This is a genomic window from Amycolatopsis coloradensis, assembly GCF_001953865.1.
Lineage (GTDB): Bacteria > Actinomycetota > Actinomycetes > Mycobacteriales > Pseudonocardiaceae > Amycolatopsis > Amycolatopsis coloradensis.
In genome coordinates, this window is the sequence record NZ_MQUQ01000030.1 from 45967 (window position 1) to 60667 (window position 14701).

A 14701-nucleotide genomic window follows, 5' to 3' on the forward strand; every position below is an offset into this window, starting at 1 on the left:
CCACGGGTAACAGCTCCGTCCCAGATACGTGAAGGCCCCCTTCATTGCGCTAGGCGCAATGAAGGGGGCCTTCACGTACTTCTGCCGACCTAGTGCCCGGAGGAGATCTCCCTGCGCTCCGCCGAGGGCTCGCCGCCGATGTCGTCGACCTTGCCGTTGCCGTGCCCGTTGGATCGGGCGCGCTCCAGCGCGACCGTCTCCTCGACCGGGTCCGGCGACCAGGTCGAACCCGCGACGGCGTGTCCGGCCGAGCCGAGCTTGTTCATCTTCTTCGGCACCGACGCGCCCTGGTACTCGAGCGGCAGCGGGTGGCCGTGATCGTCCACCGGGCCGAGCGGCTGGTGGATTTCGATGAACTCACCGTGCGGCAGGCGCTTGATGATGCCGGTTTCGACACCGTGCTCCAGCACCTCGCGGTCGGCCCGCTGAAGACCCAGGCAGATCCGGTAGGTGAGGTAATACGCGATCGGCGGTGCGAGCAGCACACCGATCCGGCCCGCCCACGTCGTCGCGTTCAGCGAGATGTCGAAGGCGAACGCGATGATGTCGTTGAAGCCCGACAGCATGATGACCGCGAAGAACGTCAGGGCCATGATGCCCAGCGAGGTCCGGACCGGGACGTCGCGCGGACGCTGCAGCAGGTTGTGGTGCGCGATGTCCTTGGACAGCTTTCGCTCGATCCACGGATACATCACCAGCAACCCGATCAGCAGCGGCATCCCGACCGCGCCGGGGAAGAACACCGCGGGGACCGTGTAGTTCCCGAGGTAGAGCTCCCACGCGGGCCAGATCCGCAGCATGCCGTCGGCCCAGGCCATGTACCAGTCAGGCTGCGAACCCGCCGAGACCTGCGCCGCGTTGTACGGGCCGATGTTCCAGATCGGGTTGATCTGGAAGAGGCCTGACATCAGCGCGATGACGCCGGTGACCAGCGCGAAGAACGCACCGCCCTTGAGCGCGAAGACCGGCATGATGCGAACGCCGACGACGTTGGTCTCCTTACGGCGCACGCCGGGGAACTGCGTGTGCTTCTGGTACCAGACCAGCGCGAGGTGCGCACCCACCAGCGCGAGCATGATGCCCGGCAGCAGCAGGATGTGGATCGTGTACAGGCGCGGGATGATCTCGTTGCCGGGGAACTCGCCGCCGAACAGCGCCCAGTGGAGCCAGGTGCCCATGACCGGCACCGACAGCACGATGCCCGACAGCGTCGCGCGGATACCGGTACCGGAGAGCAGGTCGTCCGGGAGCGAGTAGCCGAAGAAGCCTTCGAACATGCCCAGGACCAGCAGCAGCGCGCCGATGACCCAGTTCGCCTCACGCGGGCGACGGAACGCGCCGGTGAAGAAGATCCGGAACATGTGCACCATCATCGAGGCCACGAAGATCAGCGCGGCCCAGTGGTGCAGCTGGCGGACGAACAGACCGCCGCGGACGTCGAACGAGATGTCGAGCGTGGTCGCGAAGGCCCGCGACATCTCGACGCCCTGAAGGCCGGTGTAGCTGCCGTTGTAGACGACCTCCTCCATGGAGGGGTCGAAGAACAGTGTGAGGTACACACCCGACAGCAGCAGGATGATGAAGCTGTAGAGCGCGATCTCGCCGAGGAGGAACGACCAGTGGGTCGGGAACACCTTGTTGATCTGGTGCCGCATGCCCTTGGCCAGGTGATACCGGTCGTCGGCCCACTTGGCACCCGCGCCCGCGGCCTTCTCGACCGGGTTCGTCCCCTTCGTCGGGGTGGTGAGTGAACTCATGACTTACGCTCCCAAAAGGCCGGTCCGACGGCCTCGTTGAAGTCTCCGCGCGCGATCAGGAAGCCCTCTTTGTCCACTGTAATCGGAAGCTGGGCCAACGGCCGCGTCGCCGGACCGAAAATCGGCTTGGCGTAGTGGAGCGCGTCGAACTGCGACTGGTGACAGGGGCAGAGGATGCGGTTGGTCCGCTGCTCGTACAGGGAGGTCGGGCAGCCGACGTGGCTGCAGATCTTCGTGTACGCGTAGTAGTCGCCGAAGTTGTAGTCTTCCTGGCCCTGACGCTTGATGACCTTGGCGGCGTCGGTCGGGCGGAGGCGGATCAGCATGACGGGGTTGTCGACCCGCTTGAAGGCGGCGGACAACGCGTGCTCGTCCTCCCGCTCAGACTCGCGGAACGGGAACACCGTCTCCATGGCGCCCGCGTCGAGGTCCTCGACCCGGACCAGGGAGACCTCGTGCGGACGGCCGGTGTTGCGGCGCAGGTAGACGACCTCTTCCGGGAAGTTCTTCTTCCAGCCCGAGTGCCACAGCGAGTCGCGGTTCTCGGTGTCCTTCCACGGGTCCTTGATGAAGGACGCGACCGGCAGCGCCGCGACGGCGAGGCCGAGCACCCCGGCACCGGCGCCCGCGGACCGCTTGATCAGCGACCGGCGCGCGATGGTGCTGTCGCTGCCCGAGTGGGCCAGCTGCGCGAGGATGGTGGCCTTGTCGACCTCTTTCGACCCGCCGTCCCCGCGCTCCTGCACCGCGACCTCGGCCGGGATGAACTTCTTGGTGTAGAGGACCGCGCCGATGCCGATGCTGAGCACGGCGAGGCCGAGGGTGACCCCGAGCAGCGGTGTGTAGAGCGTGTACAGCGTGTACCCGTGATGGCCCGGCTCGGTGTACTCGAACCACTCCGGCCAGGCGAGGATCACGACGAACGCGAGGCCGGACAACGCGGCCAGCACGAACCAGAGGGCGACCGAGCGCTCGGCGCGCTTCTCAGCCCGCGTCCCCTCGACCGGCCACGGCTTCGGGTACTCCACGATCTCGACCCCGTCGAGCGCGGTACCCAGCTTGACGAGCTGGTCGCGATCCATGTCCGCCAATTCCGCCTCTGTCGGCGGCTTCGGCCCTTCGGCGCTCATGCCTTCGATCCAATCCACAACGTCACGCCGATCAGCGCGGCGATCCCGACGATCCACGCGATCGCGCCCTCCGAGGCCGGGCCAAGACCGCCGAGCGAGCTACCGCCGGGGGAGTTTTTCCCGTCACTCACGGACTTCACGAACGCGATGATGTCCTTCTTCTCCTCCGGCGACAGCTGCCGGTCGGAGAACTTGGGCATGTTCTGCGGCCCGGTGAGCATCGCGGTGTAGATCTGCTCTTCCGTGGCCGGGTCCAGGTTCGGGGCGAACTTGCCCGACGAGAGCGCGCCGCCGCGGCCGGTGAAACCGTGGCAGGAGGCGCAGTTGAGGCGGAAGAGTTCGCTGCCGCGCGCGACGTCCTCGCCGCGCAGCGCGTCACCCTTCTCGGCGGGACGCTGCGCGCCACCGCCGTTGGCCTGGATGTAGGCGCCCAGCGCGTTGATCTCGGCCTCGGACAGCTTCGGCGGCTTCCGCTGCGCCTGGGCCTCCTGGCGCACGGCGGGCATGCGGCCGGTCGAGGTCTGGAAGTACACGGCCGCGTCGCCGATGCCGATGAGGCTCGGGCCACGGTCGGTGACGCCTTCGAGCTTCGGCCCGTGACATTCGATACACGTGTTGTTGTAGAGCTTTTCGCCCTCGCGCAGGAGGGCGGACTCGCCCTGCGCCTGCGCGGTCTGCGGCTCCGGTGCGAAAACGGCGTACAGCCCGCCCACGCTCAGCAGCGCGATCCCGAGCGCCAGCGCGCCGGCGAACCGCTTGCGCGCCTTGGAGCGCTTGCGGAAGCGGCGCTCCGTCTTGTCCTTGCTGGAGGTCATCTTGCGGCAACCCTTGCTGTCAGTTCAGGCCGATAGGTCGTGGTGGGGGCTTCGTTCACGGAAGGATGTAGATCACCGCGAACAGGCCCACCCACACGATGTCGACGAAGTGCCAGTAGTACGACACGACGATCGCCGAGGTGGCCTGGGCCGGGGTGAACTTGCTCAGCTTGGTGCGGATAAGCAGGTACACGAACGCGATGAGCCCGCCGATGACGTGCAGGCCGTGGAACCCGGTCGCGAGGTAGAAGACCGTGCCGTACGCGCCGGACGGGATGGTCAGCCCCTCGTGGATCAGGTTCAGGTACTCGTAGCCCTGGCCGCCCACGAAGATCGCGCCCATGATCAAGGTGATGATGTACCAGCGGCGGAGGCCGAACACGTCACCCTTTTCGGCGGCGAACACACCGAACTGGCAGGTGAACGACGACGCCACGAGGATCACCGTGAACGGGATCGCCAGCGCGATGTTCAGGTGGAAGGGCTCACCGTGCAGCGGCGGCGGCCATTGGCCGGACGCGTTCTGCGCCTTCACGGTGAAGAACATGGCGAACAGTCCGGCGAAGAACATCAGTTCGCTGGACAGCCACACGATGGTGCCGACACTGACCATGTTCGGCCGGTTCAGCGAGTGGACCCGCTGGCTGATGGTGGGAGCTGCCGTTGTCACGCGTCGCATTATGTCCTCTCACGCATGGGGCCCGCCGGGTGGGTCCACGGCAAGTCGCATGCGTGTCGGGTCACATCTGAACGAAAGAGGGGACTGGGCTACTCATGGGTTTACTAGATCGGCTCCGTGACCTGGTCAAGAAGCCGAACCTCCCAGGTCTGACGGTCGACACGCCCGGCGTGGAGGTCGTCGCGGAGGCCTTCGATCCGGCCGAGGCGGACTCTTCGGTGCTGGCGAGATCACCCGCTTGGGTCGCCGAAGCACCCGCGATCTTGCGCCACCACTTGAAACTTCCGCCCGAAAAGGTGGCGGAGGCGACCTCGATCCTCGCCCAGGACGGCTGGGAGCTGCGGGAACAGGGGCCGGACGGCGGCTTCACGCTGACGCACGCGGTGCGCGTCCAGACCCTCGACGCGCTGCATTGCGCGCAGGAACGGTCGCGGATGGCGGGCCTGGCGCAGCGGCTCGGCGGGGACTCGCTGGGCTGGGACGCGCTCCAGCCGTCGGGTGCGTCCACGTGATGTCGGTCATGGCGGATAACATCGCGGGGTCGACATGACTAAACGAGGCGGAGGCGCGCTCATGGGCGAGCAGGCGATGCGGATCCTGGTGTTCAGCCACAAGGCGGAGGTGCGCGAGGCGATCATCAACGCCGTCGGCCGCAGGCCCGCCGCCGACCTCGGCCGGGTGGACTACACCGAGGCGTCCGGCATCTCCGAGGTGCTCGTCGAGATGGACGCGGGCAACGTGGACCTGGCCATCCTCGACGGCGAGGCGCAGCCGACCGGCGGCATCGGGCTGACCCGTCAGCTCAAGAACGAGATCGAGCACTGCCCGCCGATCATCGTGTCGGTGCGGCGCAAGGACGACCGCTGGCTCGCGACCTGGTCGCAGGCCGACGCGGTGCTGGTCCACCCGCTCGACCCGCTGACCGCCGCCGAGACGGTCGCCGACGTGCTGCGCGCCCGGCGGGTGCCGGCCGTGCGCGGCTGAGCCGATGAGCGCGGCCGCCAAGACCTGGCCGTCCCTGCTCAACCAGCTCATCGCGCGCGCGGACCTGTCCGAACAGGACACCGCGTGGGCGATGGACCAGATCATGAGCGGGGCGGCGACGCCCTCCCAGATCGCCGGATTCGCCGTCGCGCTGCGCGCGAAGGGCGAGACGCCGGCGGAGATCTCCGGCATGGCCGACGCCATGCTGGCGCACGCCAAACGGGTGACCATCGACCGGCCGTCGGTGGACATCGTCGGTACCGGCGGCGACCGGTCCAACTCGGTCAACATCTCCACCATGGCCACGGTGGTGACGGCCGCGGCCGGTGCCCCGGTGGCCAAACACGGCAACCGCAGCGCCTCGTCGAAGTCCGGCGCCGCCGACGTGCTGGAGGAACTGGGCGTCACCATCGACCTGCCGCCCGAGACGGTCCAGCGCAGCGTCAACGAACTGGGCATCGGCTTCTGCTTCGCGCCGAAGTTCCACCCCGCCCTGCGCCACGCCGGCCCGACGCGCGGTGAACTCGGCGTGCCGACGACGTTCAACCTGCTGGGCCCGCTCACCAACCCGGCGCAACCGCGCAGTTCGCTGATCGGCTGCGCCTACGCGGACAAGACCCGCGTCCTGGCCGAGGTTTTCGCGCGTCGCGGGATGACCGTGCTGCTCGTCCGCGGCGACGACGGGCTCGATGAGATCACCACCACGACCACGAGTTCGGTGTGGGTCGTCTCCGGTGGCGAGATCACCGAGCGCAGCTTCGACCCTTCGTCGCTGGGCATCACGCGCGCGACCGCCGAAGACCTGCGCGGCGGCGACGCGGCGCACAACGCCGAGGTGTTCCGCCAGGTGATGGGCGGGAAGCCCGGGCCGGTGCGGGACGCGGTGCTGCTCAACTCGGCGGCCGCGCTGGCCGCTTTCACCGGCTTCTCGGACTCGCTGGAAGACGACCTCGCCGCGGGTCTGGCGCGGGCGGCCTCGGCCGTCGACTCAGGTGCGGCGGCCGACCTGCTGAACCGGTGGATTACCTTCGCTTAGCTTCGCGCGTGTTATGAACGGACCGTTCATAACAGAATTTGTTATGAAAGGTCCGTTCATAACATTGGGGCGACTGCGGAGCGGCCACCGGCGCGCTCCCGCGCCTGGCCAGCGACGTAGTGAAGGCCTCCTTACCCACCCTGAGAGTAGGGAAGGAGGCCTCCACGGACTCTCCAGCCGACACCCCGCAACCGGGACGAGGCGTTATGAACGGACCGTTCATAACAAATCCTGTTATGAAAGGTCCGTTCATAACAAGTCCTAGCCTTACGAAGCGGTGCTGAACCGCGCCCGGTAAGCCGTAGGCGTCAGGCCGGTAGCCCGCCGAAGCTGCGTACGCAGGTTCGCCGCGGTACCGAAACCCGAAGCCCGCGCCACCCGGTCCAGCCGCTGCTCGCCGCGCTCGATCAGCCGGCACGCCAGCGCGATGCGTTCCGTCGTGAGCCACGCCAGGGGCGTCGTCCCCAGTTCGGCGCGGAACCGCCGGTGCAGCGTCGCCTGGCTGGCCGCCGCCCTGGCGGCGAGGTCGGCGACGGTGAGCGGCCGGTCCAGTCGTTCGCGTGCCCATTCGAGCACCGGCGCCAGGGAGGTGTCCGGTACCGACGGCACCGGGCGCTCGACGAACTGCCGCTGCCCACCGTCGCGGTGCCCGGCGAACACCAGCCGCCTGCTCACCGCGTTGGCGATCTCGGCACCGTGGTCGCGGCCGATCAAGTGCAGCCCGAGATCGAGCGCGGCCGCGCTGCCCGCCGCGGTCAGGACATCGCCGTCGTCGACGAACAGGACGTCCGGTTCCAGCCGCACTGCGGGGAACAGCGACCGGAACCGCTCGGCCCACTTCCAGTGCGTCGTCGCACGCCGCCCGTCCAGGACACCCGCCTGCGCGAGGGTGAACGCGCCGGTGCAGAAGCTCACCAGCCGGGCACCCCGCGCGGCCGCGGCACGGATGGCCGTCAGCACCGATTCCCGGGCCGGGCGCTCCGGATCGAGCCGGTTGGGCACGATCACCGTGTCGGCGGATTCCGCGGCTTCGAGCCCGGCGACCCCGGTGAGGGTGAACATCCCCAGGTGCATGCGCACGGACGACTCGGCGGCGCACAGTGTGAAGCCGTACCAGGGCCGGTGCAGTTCCGGTCGCCGCAGGCCGAAGAGTTCGGTCGCGACGCCCATTTCGAAGGGGTTGGAGCCCTCGTCGACCAGGACGGCGACCTCGTGCGAGAAATCATGCGACATATGCGATTCCTAGCACTCACCCCTCGGGCGGTCCAGTGGCCAGGATCGGATCATGAGCAAGCAGCCGATCGATCTGGGGACCGCGCTGGCCGGGTTCGACGAGATCTGGAGCCCGCGGATCGTCGCCCACGTCAACGACTACGACGTCCGCCTCGCCAAGGTCGCGGGCGAGCACGTCTGGCACGTCCACGAGAACACCGACGAATTCTTCCTCGTCCTCGACGGGAGCCTCGACATCGCGTTGCGCGAAGAGGCTGGCGAACGCGTCGTCACGCTGCCGCGCGGTTCGGTGTTCGTCGTCCCGCGCGGCACCTACCACAAACCATCCTCAGTGGACGGTGCGTCGCTGTTGCTCTTCGAACCGACCGGAACCCTGTCGGTCGGTGACAGCCACGAAGAGGTACCCGACCACGTCACCGTCACCGTCGGGCAGGAAATCTCCTTCTAGCCGACGGAAAACGTCCTACGGTAGGCGCTCGGGCTCGTTCCGCGAAGCTTGCCGAACTGGTGCCGCAGCGCCGCCGCGGAAGCGTATCCACAGGCGGTCGCGATGTCCTCAATGGACAGACGGCCTTCTTCGAGCAACGACTGGGCGCGATCGAGCCGTCGTTCGGTGAGCCACCGGTGCGGGGTCGTTCCGGTGGCCGCCGAGAACCGGCGCAGGAACGTGCGCTCCCCCAAACCGCTGCGGCGGGCGAGTTCCGCGACGGTGAACGGCTGGTCCAGTCGCCGCTCGATCCATTCGAGCGCCTCGGCGAGCACGGTGTCGTCCGGTGCGGCGGTCTCGGGGACCGGCGCCTGCACGAACTGCGCCTGTCCGCCGACCCGGTGCGGTGCCGCGACCATCCGCCGCGCCAGCGCGGTGGCCGCGGCGACACCGCGGAGTTCGCGCACCAGATGCAGGCACAGGTCGACGGCGGCGACGGTCCCCGCGCTGGTGAGGACACCACCGTCATGGACGTACAACGCCTTCGGGTCGACCTTCGCCGTCGGGAAACGTGACCGGAATTCCTGCTCGTAAACCCAGTGCACGGTGCAGTCGCGCCCGTCGAGAAGCCCCGCGTAGCCGAGCGAGAAGACACCCGCGCAGAAACCCGCGACCCAGGCACCCCTGCTCGCGGCGTCACGCAAGACTTCGAGGACCGGCTCCGGCGGGCTCGCGCTCCGTGGCGCGCAGGTCGGGACTATCAGCAGGTCGGCGGACGCCGCGAAGTCCAGGCTCTCCAGCCCGTCGAGGCCGAATCCGGACCAGCTCAAGACGTTCTCCCCACCGGGCGAGCAGACCGCGAAATCCCAGCCCTCGATGCCGTCCGCGCTGCGATCGGTGCCGAAGACCTCGCACGCGACGCCGAGTTCGAACGGCGAGACCTGGTCGGCGAGCACCACCGCGACCTTCTTCACATCCATCCCGGCAGTCTGTCATAAGTTTTGCGGTCGATGTCATCTCTGACACTGGTCGGGTAGTCGTGCGAGGGCGAAAGTGGTCGCCATGACCAAGAACAACCCTCTGCTCCAGTGGACCGCCGCGATGGCCCTGTCCGGCACGATCGGCGCCGTCGTCCTCGAAAGCGGCGCCGACGCGCCCGCCGTGGCGTTCGCGAGGAGCCTCGTCGGCGGCCTGCTGCTCCTGGTGTGGAGCGCGGCCCGTGGCTGGCTCCGCCCGTGGACGGTGACCCGTCGTGACCTGCTGCTCGCCATCCTCGGCGGGCTGTTCCTGGTCGGGAACTGGGTGCTGCTCTTCGCCTCGTACGCGCTGTCGTCGATCTCGGTCAGCACCGTCGTCTACCACACTCAGCCGCTGATGCTGGTCGGTCTCGCCGCGGCGTTCCTCGGCGAGAAAATGGTGAAAAGCCAGCTGATCCGGGCGCTGATCGCGTTCGGCGGGGTGACGCTCATCTCGCTGTCCGCGCACGGTGCCGACGGCGAACCCGTGCGACTGGCGGGAATCGCGCTCGCTCTCGGCGCGGCCGCGCTCTACGCCGGCGCCTCGTTCGTCGCGAAGCAGCTCAAACACCTGCGCCCGCACGTCTTGGCGGCCATCCAGCTGGTGACCGGCACGATCGTGCTCGCGCCCGCGCTGCTCGTCACGCCGCTGCCGACGGACACCTCGGGACTGCTGTGGCTGGTGTTGCTGGGGACCGTGCACACCGCGCTGATGTACGTCCTGATGTACGCGAGCATCGGCAAGCTGCCGACCGCGACGGTGGCTCTGCTGTCCTACGTCTATCCGGTGGTCGCGGTGGTGGTGGACGTCCTCGCCTACGGGCACCGGCCGACGTGGCTGGAGGGCGTGGGGATGCTGGCCGTCCTGGTGGCCGCGCTCGCACCGAAACGCGTCCCGGCACCCCTCCCCGCCCGCGTTTAGTCCTCTGAACGCGAAAACGGCGCCCAGCTCCACCAGGGAGCGGGGCGCCGATTCGGCGTCAAGACGTCACTCGTGGTTCGGACCGGTGTGGTACTCGAACACCAGCCCGCCGATGGCGACGATCACCAGGCCCAGCGCGATGATCAGCAGCCAGATGTGGAAGAAAGCAAGCGCGAGACCGGTCAGCGCGGCGGCCGCCGCGAGACCGATCGGCCAGTAGCTGCCGGGGCTGAAGAAGCCCAGCTCACCGGCACCGTCGCTGATCTCGGCGTCTTCCCGGTCCTCCGGCCGCGGCTCGATGCGCCGCGCCACGAACTGCAGGTAGCTCCCGGCCAGGAAGGCCAGGCCGCCGGTGAGGATCAGGGCCACCACTCCGACCGGCTCGACGCCGTCCCGGGTCATCGTTCCGGTCATGTACGCGTAAACACCCGCCACGACGACGGAGAAGACCGCGACGAGGAAGAAAATCCGTCCTTCGACCTTCATGGACGTTGCCTCACTCCTGTTTCGGGCTCGAACAGCCGGGTCAGTTGGACGCGACCCGCGCGGTGCGGTCGGTGTTGAAGGGGGTGGTGGTGACGGCGTAGGGCGAGCACAGGTCGCCACAGTTCATCGCCGTCAGCGCCTCGGAGGCGGTGTTCGGCTTGCCGCTCTTCGGGTTCACCGTGCCGCGGAGCTGGATGTACTGCGCGTACTTGTCCGCCGACAGCGCCCTGACCTCGAAGTTCATCCCCGAGTGGTAGGTGCCGCACAGTTCGGCGCAACGGCCGACGAACGACCCTTCCTTGTCGATCGAGTTCTGGAAGGTGAAGTCCTGGTTGTTCTTCTCCGGGTCCGGCATGACGTCCCGCTTGAAGTGGAACTCCGGCACCCAGAACGAGTGGATGACGTCGGCCGACCGCAGGTTGTACTGGATCGTCTTGTTCGTCGGCAGGACGAGCAGCGGGATCTCGGTCGAGCTGCCGACCGTGGTGATCTCGGGGTCGTCGTGGTTCTTGGAGTCGCTCTTGTACTTGAACTCCCAGTTCCACTGGAACGCGACGATGTCGACCGTGACGTCCGGGTTGTCCGTCTCGGCGAGCACGCGGTTCTCGGTGGTCGCGGTGAAGAAGAACAGCACGCAGACCATGATCGTCGGGACGACGACCGTGAAGAGCTCAAGCGGGATGTTGTACTGGAACTGACGGGGCAGGTCCTCTTCCGCGCCGTCGGCGGTCTTCTTCTTGCGGTGGAAGATCGCGGTCCAGAAGATCAGCGCCCAGACGATGACACCGACGACCAGCGCGGCGACGACCGTCCACGTCCACAGGGTGCGCATGTCGTGCGCCTGCGGGGTCACCCCGACCGGCCAGCCGAAACGAAGGATCTCGTCTCCGGAACAGCCCGTCGCGGTCAGCATCACCAGCGCGGCGAGCGCTGCGACGCGACCAGCCCGCTTAACCGGGATGCGCTCTGGATTTCCCACTGCGCCTTGCCCTTTCACCCAGAGCCTCCTCGACCGATCTTCGTGACATGGCGGAGCCTAGCCGAGTTACGGGGCCGCGCTGACCAAGGGGTGACCACAACACGCGTATCCCCCACCACATCCGGGTGTACCCACACACGGGCATACTGGGCCCTTCTCCCCCGCTCGGCCAACAAGAGGTGTGTGAACTAGACGTGTGCGGCCTGCTTGGACTGATCTGTTCGACCGAAGCCGACGCGGCAGGCGCCCGTGAAGCGGTTGACGCCGCCATGCGCTGCCAGCGGCACCGCGGCCCCGACGAGCACGACACCTGGGCCGACGCCGAGGTGGTCTACGGCTTCAACCGGCTCGCCTTCATCGACGTCGACCACTCCCATCAGCCGCTGGTCTGGGGTCCGCCGGAGGCCCCCGGGCGCTACACGCTGAACTTCAACGGCGAGATCTACAACTACCGCGAGCTGCGTGACGAACTGGCCGCCGGGCATGGTGCGAAATTCGCCACAGAGGGTGACGGCGAAGCGATCGTCGCGGCGTATCACTACCTCGGCGACGACGCGGTGAAGAAGCTGCGCGGCATGTTCGCCTTCATGATCTGGGACTCGCAGGAGAAGGTCGTCTTCGGCGCGCGCGACCCGTTCGGCATCAAGCCGCTGTTCTACTCCGCGGGCCCCGGCAAGGTCGCCTTCTCGAGTGAGAAGAAGAGCCTGCTGGAGCTCTCCAGCGTGCTCGGCGTCGAGGAGAAGCTCGACCGGAAGGCCCTCCAGCACTACCTGGTGCTCCAGTACGTGCCGGAGCCCGAGTCGCTGCACACCGGGATCCGCCGCGTCGAGTCCGGCACGTCGTTCCGGGTGGTCCCCGGCGGCGACATCGAGTTCACCCGTTACTTCCACCCGCAGTTCAACGCGAAGCCGGTCAACAGCCAGGCCGAGGCGGAGGAACTGTACGAGCGCATCGCCGACGTGATGCGCGACTCGGTCGGCAAGCACATGATCTCCGACCCGGACGTCACGGTCGGCGCGTTCCTCTCCGGCGGCATCGACTCCACCGCGACCGCGACGCTGGCCAAGGAGCACAACCCGAACCTCATCGCGTTCACCACCGGGTTCGAGCGCGAGGGCTACTCCGAGGTCGACGTCGCCGCCGAATCGGCGGCCGCGATCGGGGTGAAGCACGTGATCCGCACGGTGTCGGCGGACGAGATGATGGAAGCGCTGCCGCTCATCGTCTGGTACCTCGACGACCCGGTGGCGGACCCGGCGCTGGTGCCGCTGTGGTTCATCGCCCGCGAAGCACGCAAGCACGTCAAAGCGGTGCTGTCCGGCGAAGGCGCCGACGAGCTGTTCTGCGGCTACACGATCTACAACGAGCCGATCTCGCTGGCGCCGTTCGAGAAGATCCCCGGCGGGATGCGGAAGATCATCGGCAAGGTCTCCACGAAGATCCCCGAGGGCACCCGCGGCAAGGACCTGCTGCGGCGCGGGGCGCTTCCGCTGGAGGACCGCTATTACGGCAACGCCCGCAACTTCCGCGACGACCAGCTCCGCAAGGTTCTGCGCACGTACGAGGAAGGCGTCGGCTTCAAGGACGTCACCGCTCCTTGGTACAAGATCTCCGAGGACTGGGATCCGGTCGCGCGGATGCAGCACGTCGACCTCTACACCTGGCTGCGCGGCGACATCCTGGTCAAGGCCGACAAGGTGACCATGGCGAACTCGCTGGAACTGCGCGTGCCGTTCCTCGACGCCGAGGTGTTCAAGGTCGCCGCGACCATCCCGCTCGACCAGAAGCTCGCGCACGGCACCACGAAGTACGCGCTGCGCCAGGCACTGGCGAAGATCATCCCGGCGCATGTGCTGAACCGGCGCAAGCTCGGCTTCCCGGTGCCGATCCGGCACTGGCTGCGCAACGAGATGTACGACTGGGCCAAGGGCATCATCTCGGACTCGCAGACCGACGCGCTGCTCGACAAAAAGGCCGTCCTTGCCCTGCTCGACGAGCACAAGGCCGGTCAGCTCGACCGCAGCCGCCAGCTGTGGGCGCTGCTGGTGTTCATGCTGTGGCACGGCATCTTCGTCGAGAACCGCATCAAACCCGAGGTGCCGGAACCCGTCTACCCGGTGAAGCTCTAGTCACGACCCGCCGAACTCGCCGCAATCCTGACCCAGCGCGCGTGAAGGCCCCCTTCCCTCGGCTCAGCGAAGGGAAGGGGGCCTTCACGCGTATTACGTCAACTCACGCCGGCAAGATCGCCGCGATCTCCTCGGCGGATTCCGGGCCGAAGGCCTCCTTGAGGCGGCCCAGGACGTCGGTGCGATCGAAGGCCCACTCCTGCGTGCCCACGGTCTCCAGCACCAGCACGGCGATCAACGAACCCAGCTGCGCGGCGCGCTCCAGGCTCAGGCCGCCGTCGATACCGGCGATGAACCCGGCGCGGAAGCCGTCGCCGACGCCGGTCGGGTCGATCTTGCCGCGTTCGGGGACGGCGCCGATCTGCAATGCGAGGCCGTCCTTGCCGACGATCTCGACGCCCTTCTCCCCGAGCGTCGTGATCCGCATGCCGACGCGGTCGAGGACGTCCGCCTCGGTCCAGCCGGTCTTCTGGAGCAGCAGTTCCCATTCGTAGTCGTTGCTGAACAGGTACTTCGCGCCCTCGACGAAGGCGCGCACCTGCTCGCCGTCCATCCGGGCCAGCTGCTGCGAGGGGTCGACGGCGAAGATATAGCCGCGCTGGCGGCACTCCTCGGCGTGCCGGACCATGCCTTCGGGGTCGTCCGGGCTGATCAGCACGAGCGACAGCTCACCGGCGTGCGCGGCGACCGGCTCCAGTTCGATGTTGCGTGATTCGGCCATCGCGCCGGCGTAGAAGGTGGCGATCTGGCAGAGGTCCTCGTCGGTGGTGCAGACGAAACGGGCGGTGTGCGCGACCTCGGAGACCAGCACGCCGGCGGTGTCGACACCGTGCCGTTCGAGCCACGAGCGGTAGTCGGCGAAGTCGGAGCCCACCGCGCCGACCAGGATCGGCCGCTTGCCGAGGACACCGAGACCGAAGGCGATGTTCGCGCCGATCCCGCCCCGCCGGACGACGAGGTCGTCGGCAAGGAAGCTCAGGGACACGCGGTGCAGCTGCTCGGCGACGAGCTGCTCGGCGAACCTGCCCGGGAAGTGCATGAGGTGATCGGTTGCGATACTGCCGGATACCGCGATCCTGGCGCTGTCTGCCACCGGTTCTCCTTGATC

15 protein-coding genes are annotated in these 14701 nt (G+C 67.8%); 6 read left to right on the forward strand and 9 right to left on the reverse strand.

The window, feature by feature from the left end; genetic code table 11:
• Positions 1-89: 89 nt before the first annotated feature.
• Genes qcrB through ctaE form a run of 4 tightly spaced genes read right to left on the reverse strand, consistent with a single transcriptional unit; the run spans position 90 to position 4381 of the window.
• Positions 90-1757, reverse strand: coding sequence for a cytochrome bc1 complex cytochrome b subunit (gene qcrB / locus BS329_RS38345; RefSeq protein ID WP_076168073.1), 1668 nt, complete (start codon positions 1755-1757; stop codon positions 90-92).
• Positions 1754-2887, reverse strand: a complete 1134-nt coding sequence (gene qcrA, locus BS329_RS38350) for a cytochrome bc1 complex Rieske iron-sulfur subunit (protein ID WP_076168075.1) — start codon at positions 2885-2887, stop codon at positions 1754-1756. The genes qcrB and qcrA overlap by 4 nt, the downstream gene beginning before the upstream one ends.
• Complete coding sequence (gene qcrC / locus BS329_RS38355; protein WP_076168077.1) at positions 2884-3702, reverse strand: cytochrome bc1 complex diheme cytochrome c subunit; 819 nt, start codon at positions 3700-3702, stop codon at positions 2884-2886. Before qcrC ends, qcrA begins: the two co-directional genes overlap by 4 nt.
• 55 nt (positions 3703-3757) lie before the next feature.
• Entirely contained in the window at positions 3758-4381 is a 624-nt protein-coding gene (ctaE, locus tag BS329_RS38360; protein ID WP_076168078.1) for an aa3-type cytochrome oxidase subunit III, read from the reverse strand.
• A 95-nt stretch (positions 4382-4476) separates the two neighbouring features.
• On the opposite strand from ctaE, the gene BS329_RS38365 reads away from it, so the two are divergent.
• From BS329_RS38365 to trpD, 3 genes are all read left to right on the forward strand, one after another.
• Positions 4477-4893 carry a hypothetical protein gene (locus BS329_RS38365; RefSeq protein ID WP_076168080.1) on the forward strand — a complete coding sequence of 139 codons (417 nt, stop codon included), beginning with the start codon at positions 4477-4479 and terminating at the stop codon, positions 4891-4893.
• Between the two features lie 61 nt (positions 4894-4954).
• Entirely contained in the window at positions 4955-5365 is a 411-nt protein-coding gene (locus tag BS329_RS38370; protein WP_076168082.1) for a response regulator, read from the forward strand.
• A gap of 4 nt (positions 5366-5369) precedes the next feature.
• A complete protein-coding gene (gene trpD, locus BS329_RS38375) occupies positions 5370-6401 on the forward strand; it encodes an anthranilate phosphoribosyltransferase (RefSeq protein WP_076168083.1) in 1032 nt (343 codons plus the stop codon).
• Between the two features lie 267 nt (positions 6402-6668).
• On the opposite strand, the gene BS329_RS38380 is transcribed toward trpD, so the two are convergent.
• Positions 6669-7634 (reverse strand): helix-turn-helix domain-containing protein, encoded by a 966-nt coding sequence (locus BS329_RS38380; protein WP_076168085.1) that lies wholly within the window; start codon positions 7632-7634, stop codon positions 6669-6671.
• A gap of 52 nt (positions 7635-7686) precedes the next feature.
• On the opposite strand from BS329_RS38380, the gene BS329_RS38385 reads away from it, so the two are divergent.
• A complete protein-coding gene (locus BS329_RS38385; protein ID WP_076168086.1) occupies positions 7687-8082 on the forward strand; it encodes a cupin domain-containing protein in 396 nt (131 codons plus the stop codon).
• Here BS329_RS38385 and BS329_RS38390 read toward each other — a convergent pair.
• Complete coding sequence (locus BS329_RS38390; RefSeq protein WP_076168088.1) at positions 8079-9041, reverse strand: GlxA family transcriptional regulator; 963 nt, start codon at positions 9039-9041, stop codon at positions 8079-8081. The two genes, BS329_RS38385 and BS329_RS38390, sit on opposite strands and share 4 nt — an antisense overlap.
• A gap of 82 nt (positions 9042-9123) precedes the next feature.
• Between BS329_RS38390 and BS329_RS38395 the strand changes: the two genes are divergently transcribed.
• Positions 9124-9999 (forward strand): DMT family transporter, encoded by an 876-nt coding sequence (locus BS329_RS38395; RefSeq protein WP_076168089.1) that lies wholly within the window; start codon positions 9124-9126, stop codon positions 9997-9999.
• A 66-nt stretch (positions 10000-10065) separates the two neighbouring features.
• Here BS329_RS38395 and BS329_RS38400 read toward each other — a convergent pair whose 3' ends face one another.
• Positions 10066-10485 carry a cytochrome c oxidase subunit 4 gene (locus BS329_RS38400; RefSeq protein ID WP_076168091.1) on the reverse strand — a complete coding sequence of 140 codons (420 nt, stop codon included), beginning with the start codon at positions 10483-10485 and terminating at the stop codon, positions 10066-10068.
• Positions 10486-10525: 40 nt separating this feature from the next.
• Positions 10526-11464, reverse strand: a complete 939-nt coding sequence (gene ctaC, locus BS329_RS38405) for an aa3-type cytochrome oxidase subunit II (RefSeq protein ID WP_076168093.1) — start codon at positions 11462-11464, stop codon at positions 10526-10528.
• Between the two features lie 194 nt (positions 11465-11658).
• Between ctaC and asnB the strand changes: the two genes are divergently transcribed.
• A complete protein-coding gene (asnB, locus tag BS329_RS38410; protein ID WP_076168094.1) occupies positions 11659-13593 on the forward strand; it encodes an asparagine synthase (glutamine-hydrolyzing) in 1935 nt (644 codons plus the stop codon).
• Between the two features lie 103 nt (positions 13594-13696).
• Here the strand turns inward: asnB and BS329_RS38415 are convergent, their stop codons facing one another.
• The gene (locus BS329_RS38415) at positions 13697-14686 is read right to left on the reverse strand and encodes a carbohydrate kinase family protein (RefSeq protein WP_143253385.1); all 990 of its coding nucleotides are present in this window, start codon (positions 14684-14686) and stop codon (positions 13697-13699) included.
• Between the last annotated feature and the right edge of the window lie 15 nt (positions 14687-14701).

What these genes read in the sequence shown, in the direction of transcription:
- BS329_RS38370 (WP_076168082.1), top strand. Translation starts at nt 4,955, where the DNA reads ATGGGCGAGCAGGCGATGCGGATCCTGGTGTTCAGCCACAAGGCGGAG.
- BS329_RS38395 (WP_076168089.1), top strand. Translation starts at nt 9,124, where the DNA reads ATGACCAAGAACAACCCTCTGCTCCAGTGGACCGCCGCGATGGCCCTG.
- BS329_RS38400 (WP_076168091.1), bottom strand. Translation starts at nt 10,485, where the DNA reads ATGAAGGTCGAAGGACGGATTTTCTTCCTCGTCGCGGTCTTCTCCGTC.
- qcrC (WP_076168077.1), bottom strand. Translation starts at nt 3,702, where the DNA reads ATGACCTCCAGCAAGGACAAGACGGAGCGCCGCTTCCGCAAGCGCTCC.
- ctaE (WP_076168078.1), bottom strand. Translation starts at nt 4,381, where the DNA reads ATGCGACGCGTGACAACGGCAGCTCCCACCATCAGCCAGCGGGTCCAC.
- qcrB (WP_076168073.1), bottom strand. Translation starts at nt 1,757, where the DNA reads ATGAGTTCACTCACCACCCCGACGAAGGGGACGAACCCGGTCGAGAAG.
- qcrA (WP_076168075.1), bottom strand. Translation starts at nt 2,887, where the DNA reads ATGAGCGCCGAAGGGCCGAAGCCGCCGACAGAGGCGGAATTGGCGGAC.
- BS329_RS38385 (WP_076168086.1), top strand. Translation starts at nt 7,687, where the DNA reads ATGAGCAAGCAGCCGATCGATCTGGGGACCGCGCTGGCCGGGTTCGAC.
- trpD (WP_076168083.1), top strand. Translation starts at nt 5,370, where the DNA reads ATGAGCGCGGCCGCCAAGACCTGGCCGTCCCTGCTCAACCAGCTCATC.
- BS329_RS38365 (WP_076168080.1), top strand. Translation starts at nt 4,477, where the DNA reads ATGGGTTTACTAGATCGGCTCCGTGACCTGGTCAAGAAGCCGAACCTC.
- BS329_RS38380 (WP_076168085.1), bottom strand. Translation starts at nt 7,634, where the DNA reads ATGTCGCATGATTTCTCGCACGAGGTCGCCGTCCTGGTCGACGAGGGC.
- BS329_RS38390 (WP_076168088.1), bottom strand. Translation starts at nt 9,041, where the DNA reads ATGGATGTGAAGAAGGTCGCGGTGGTGCTCGCCGACCAGGTCTCGCCG.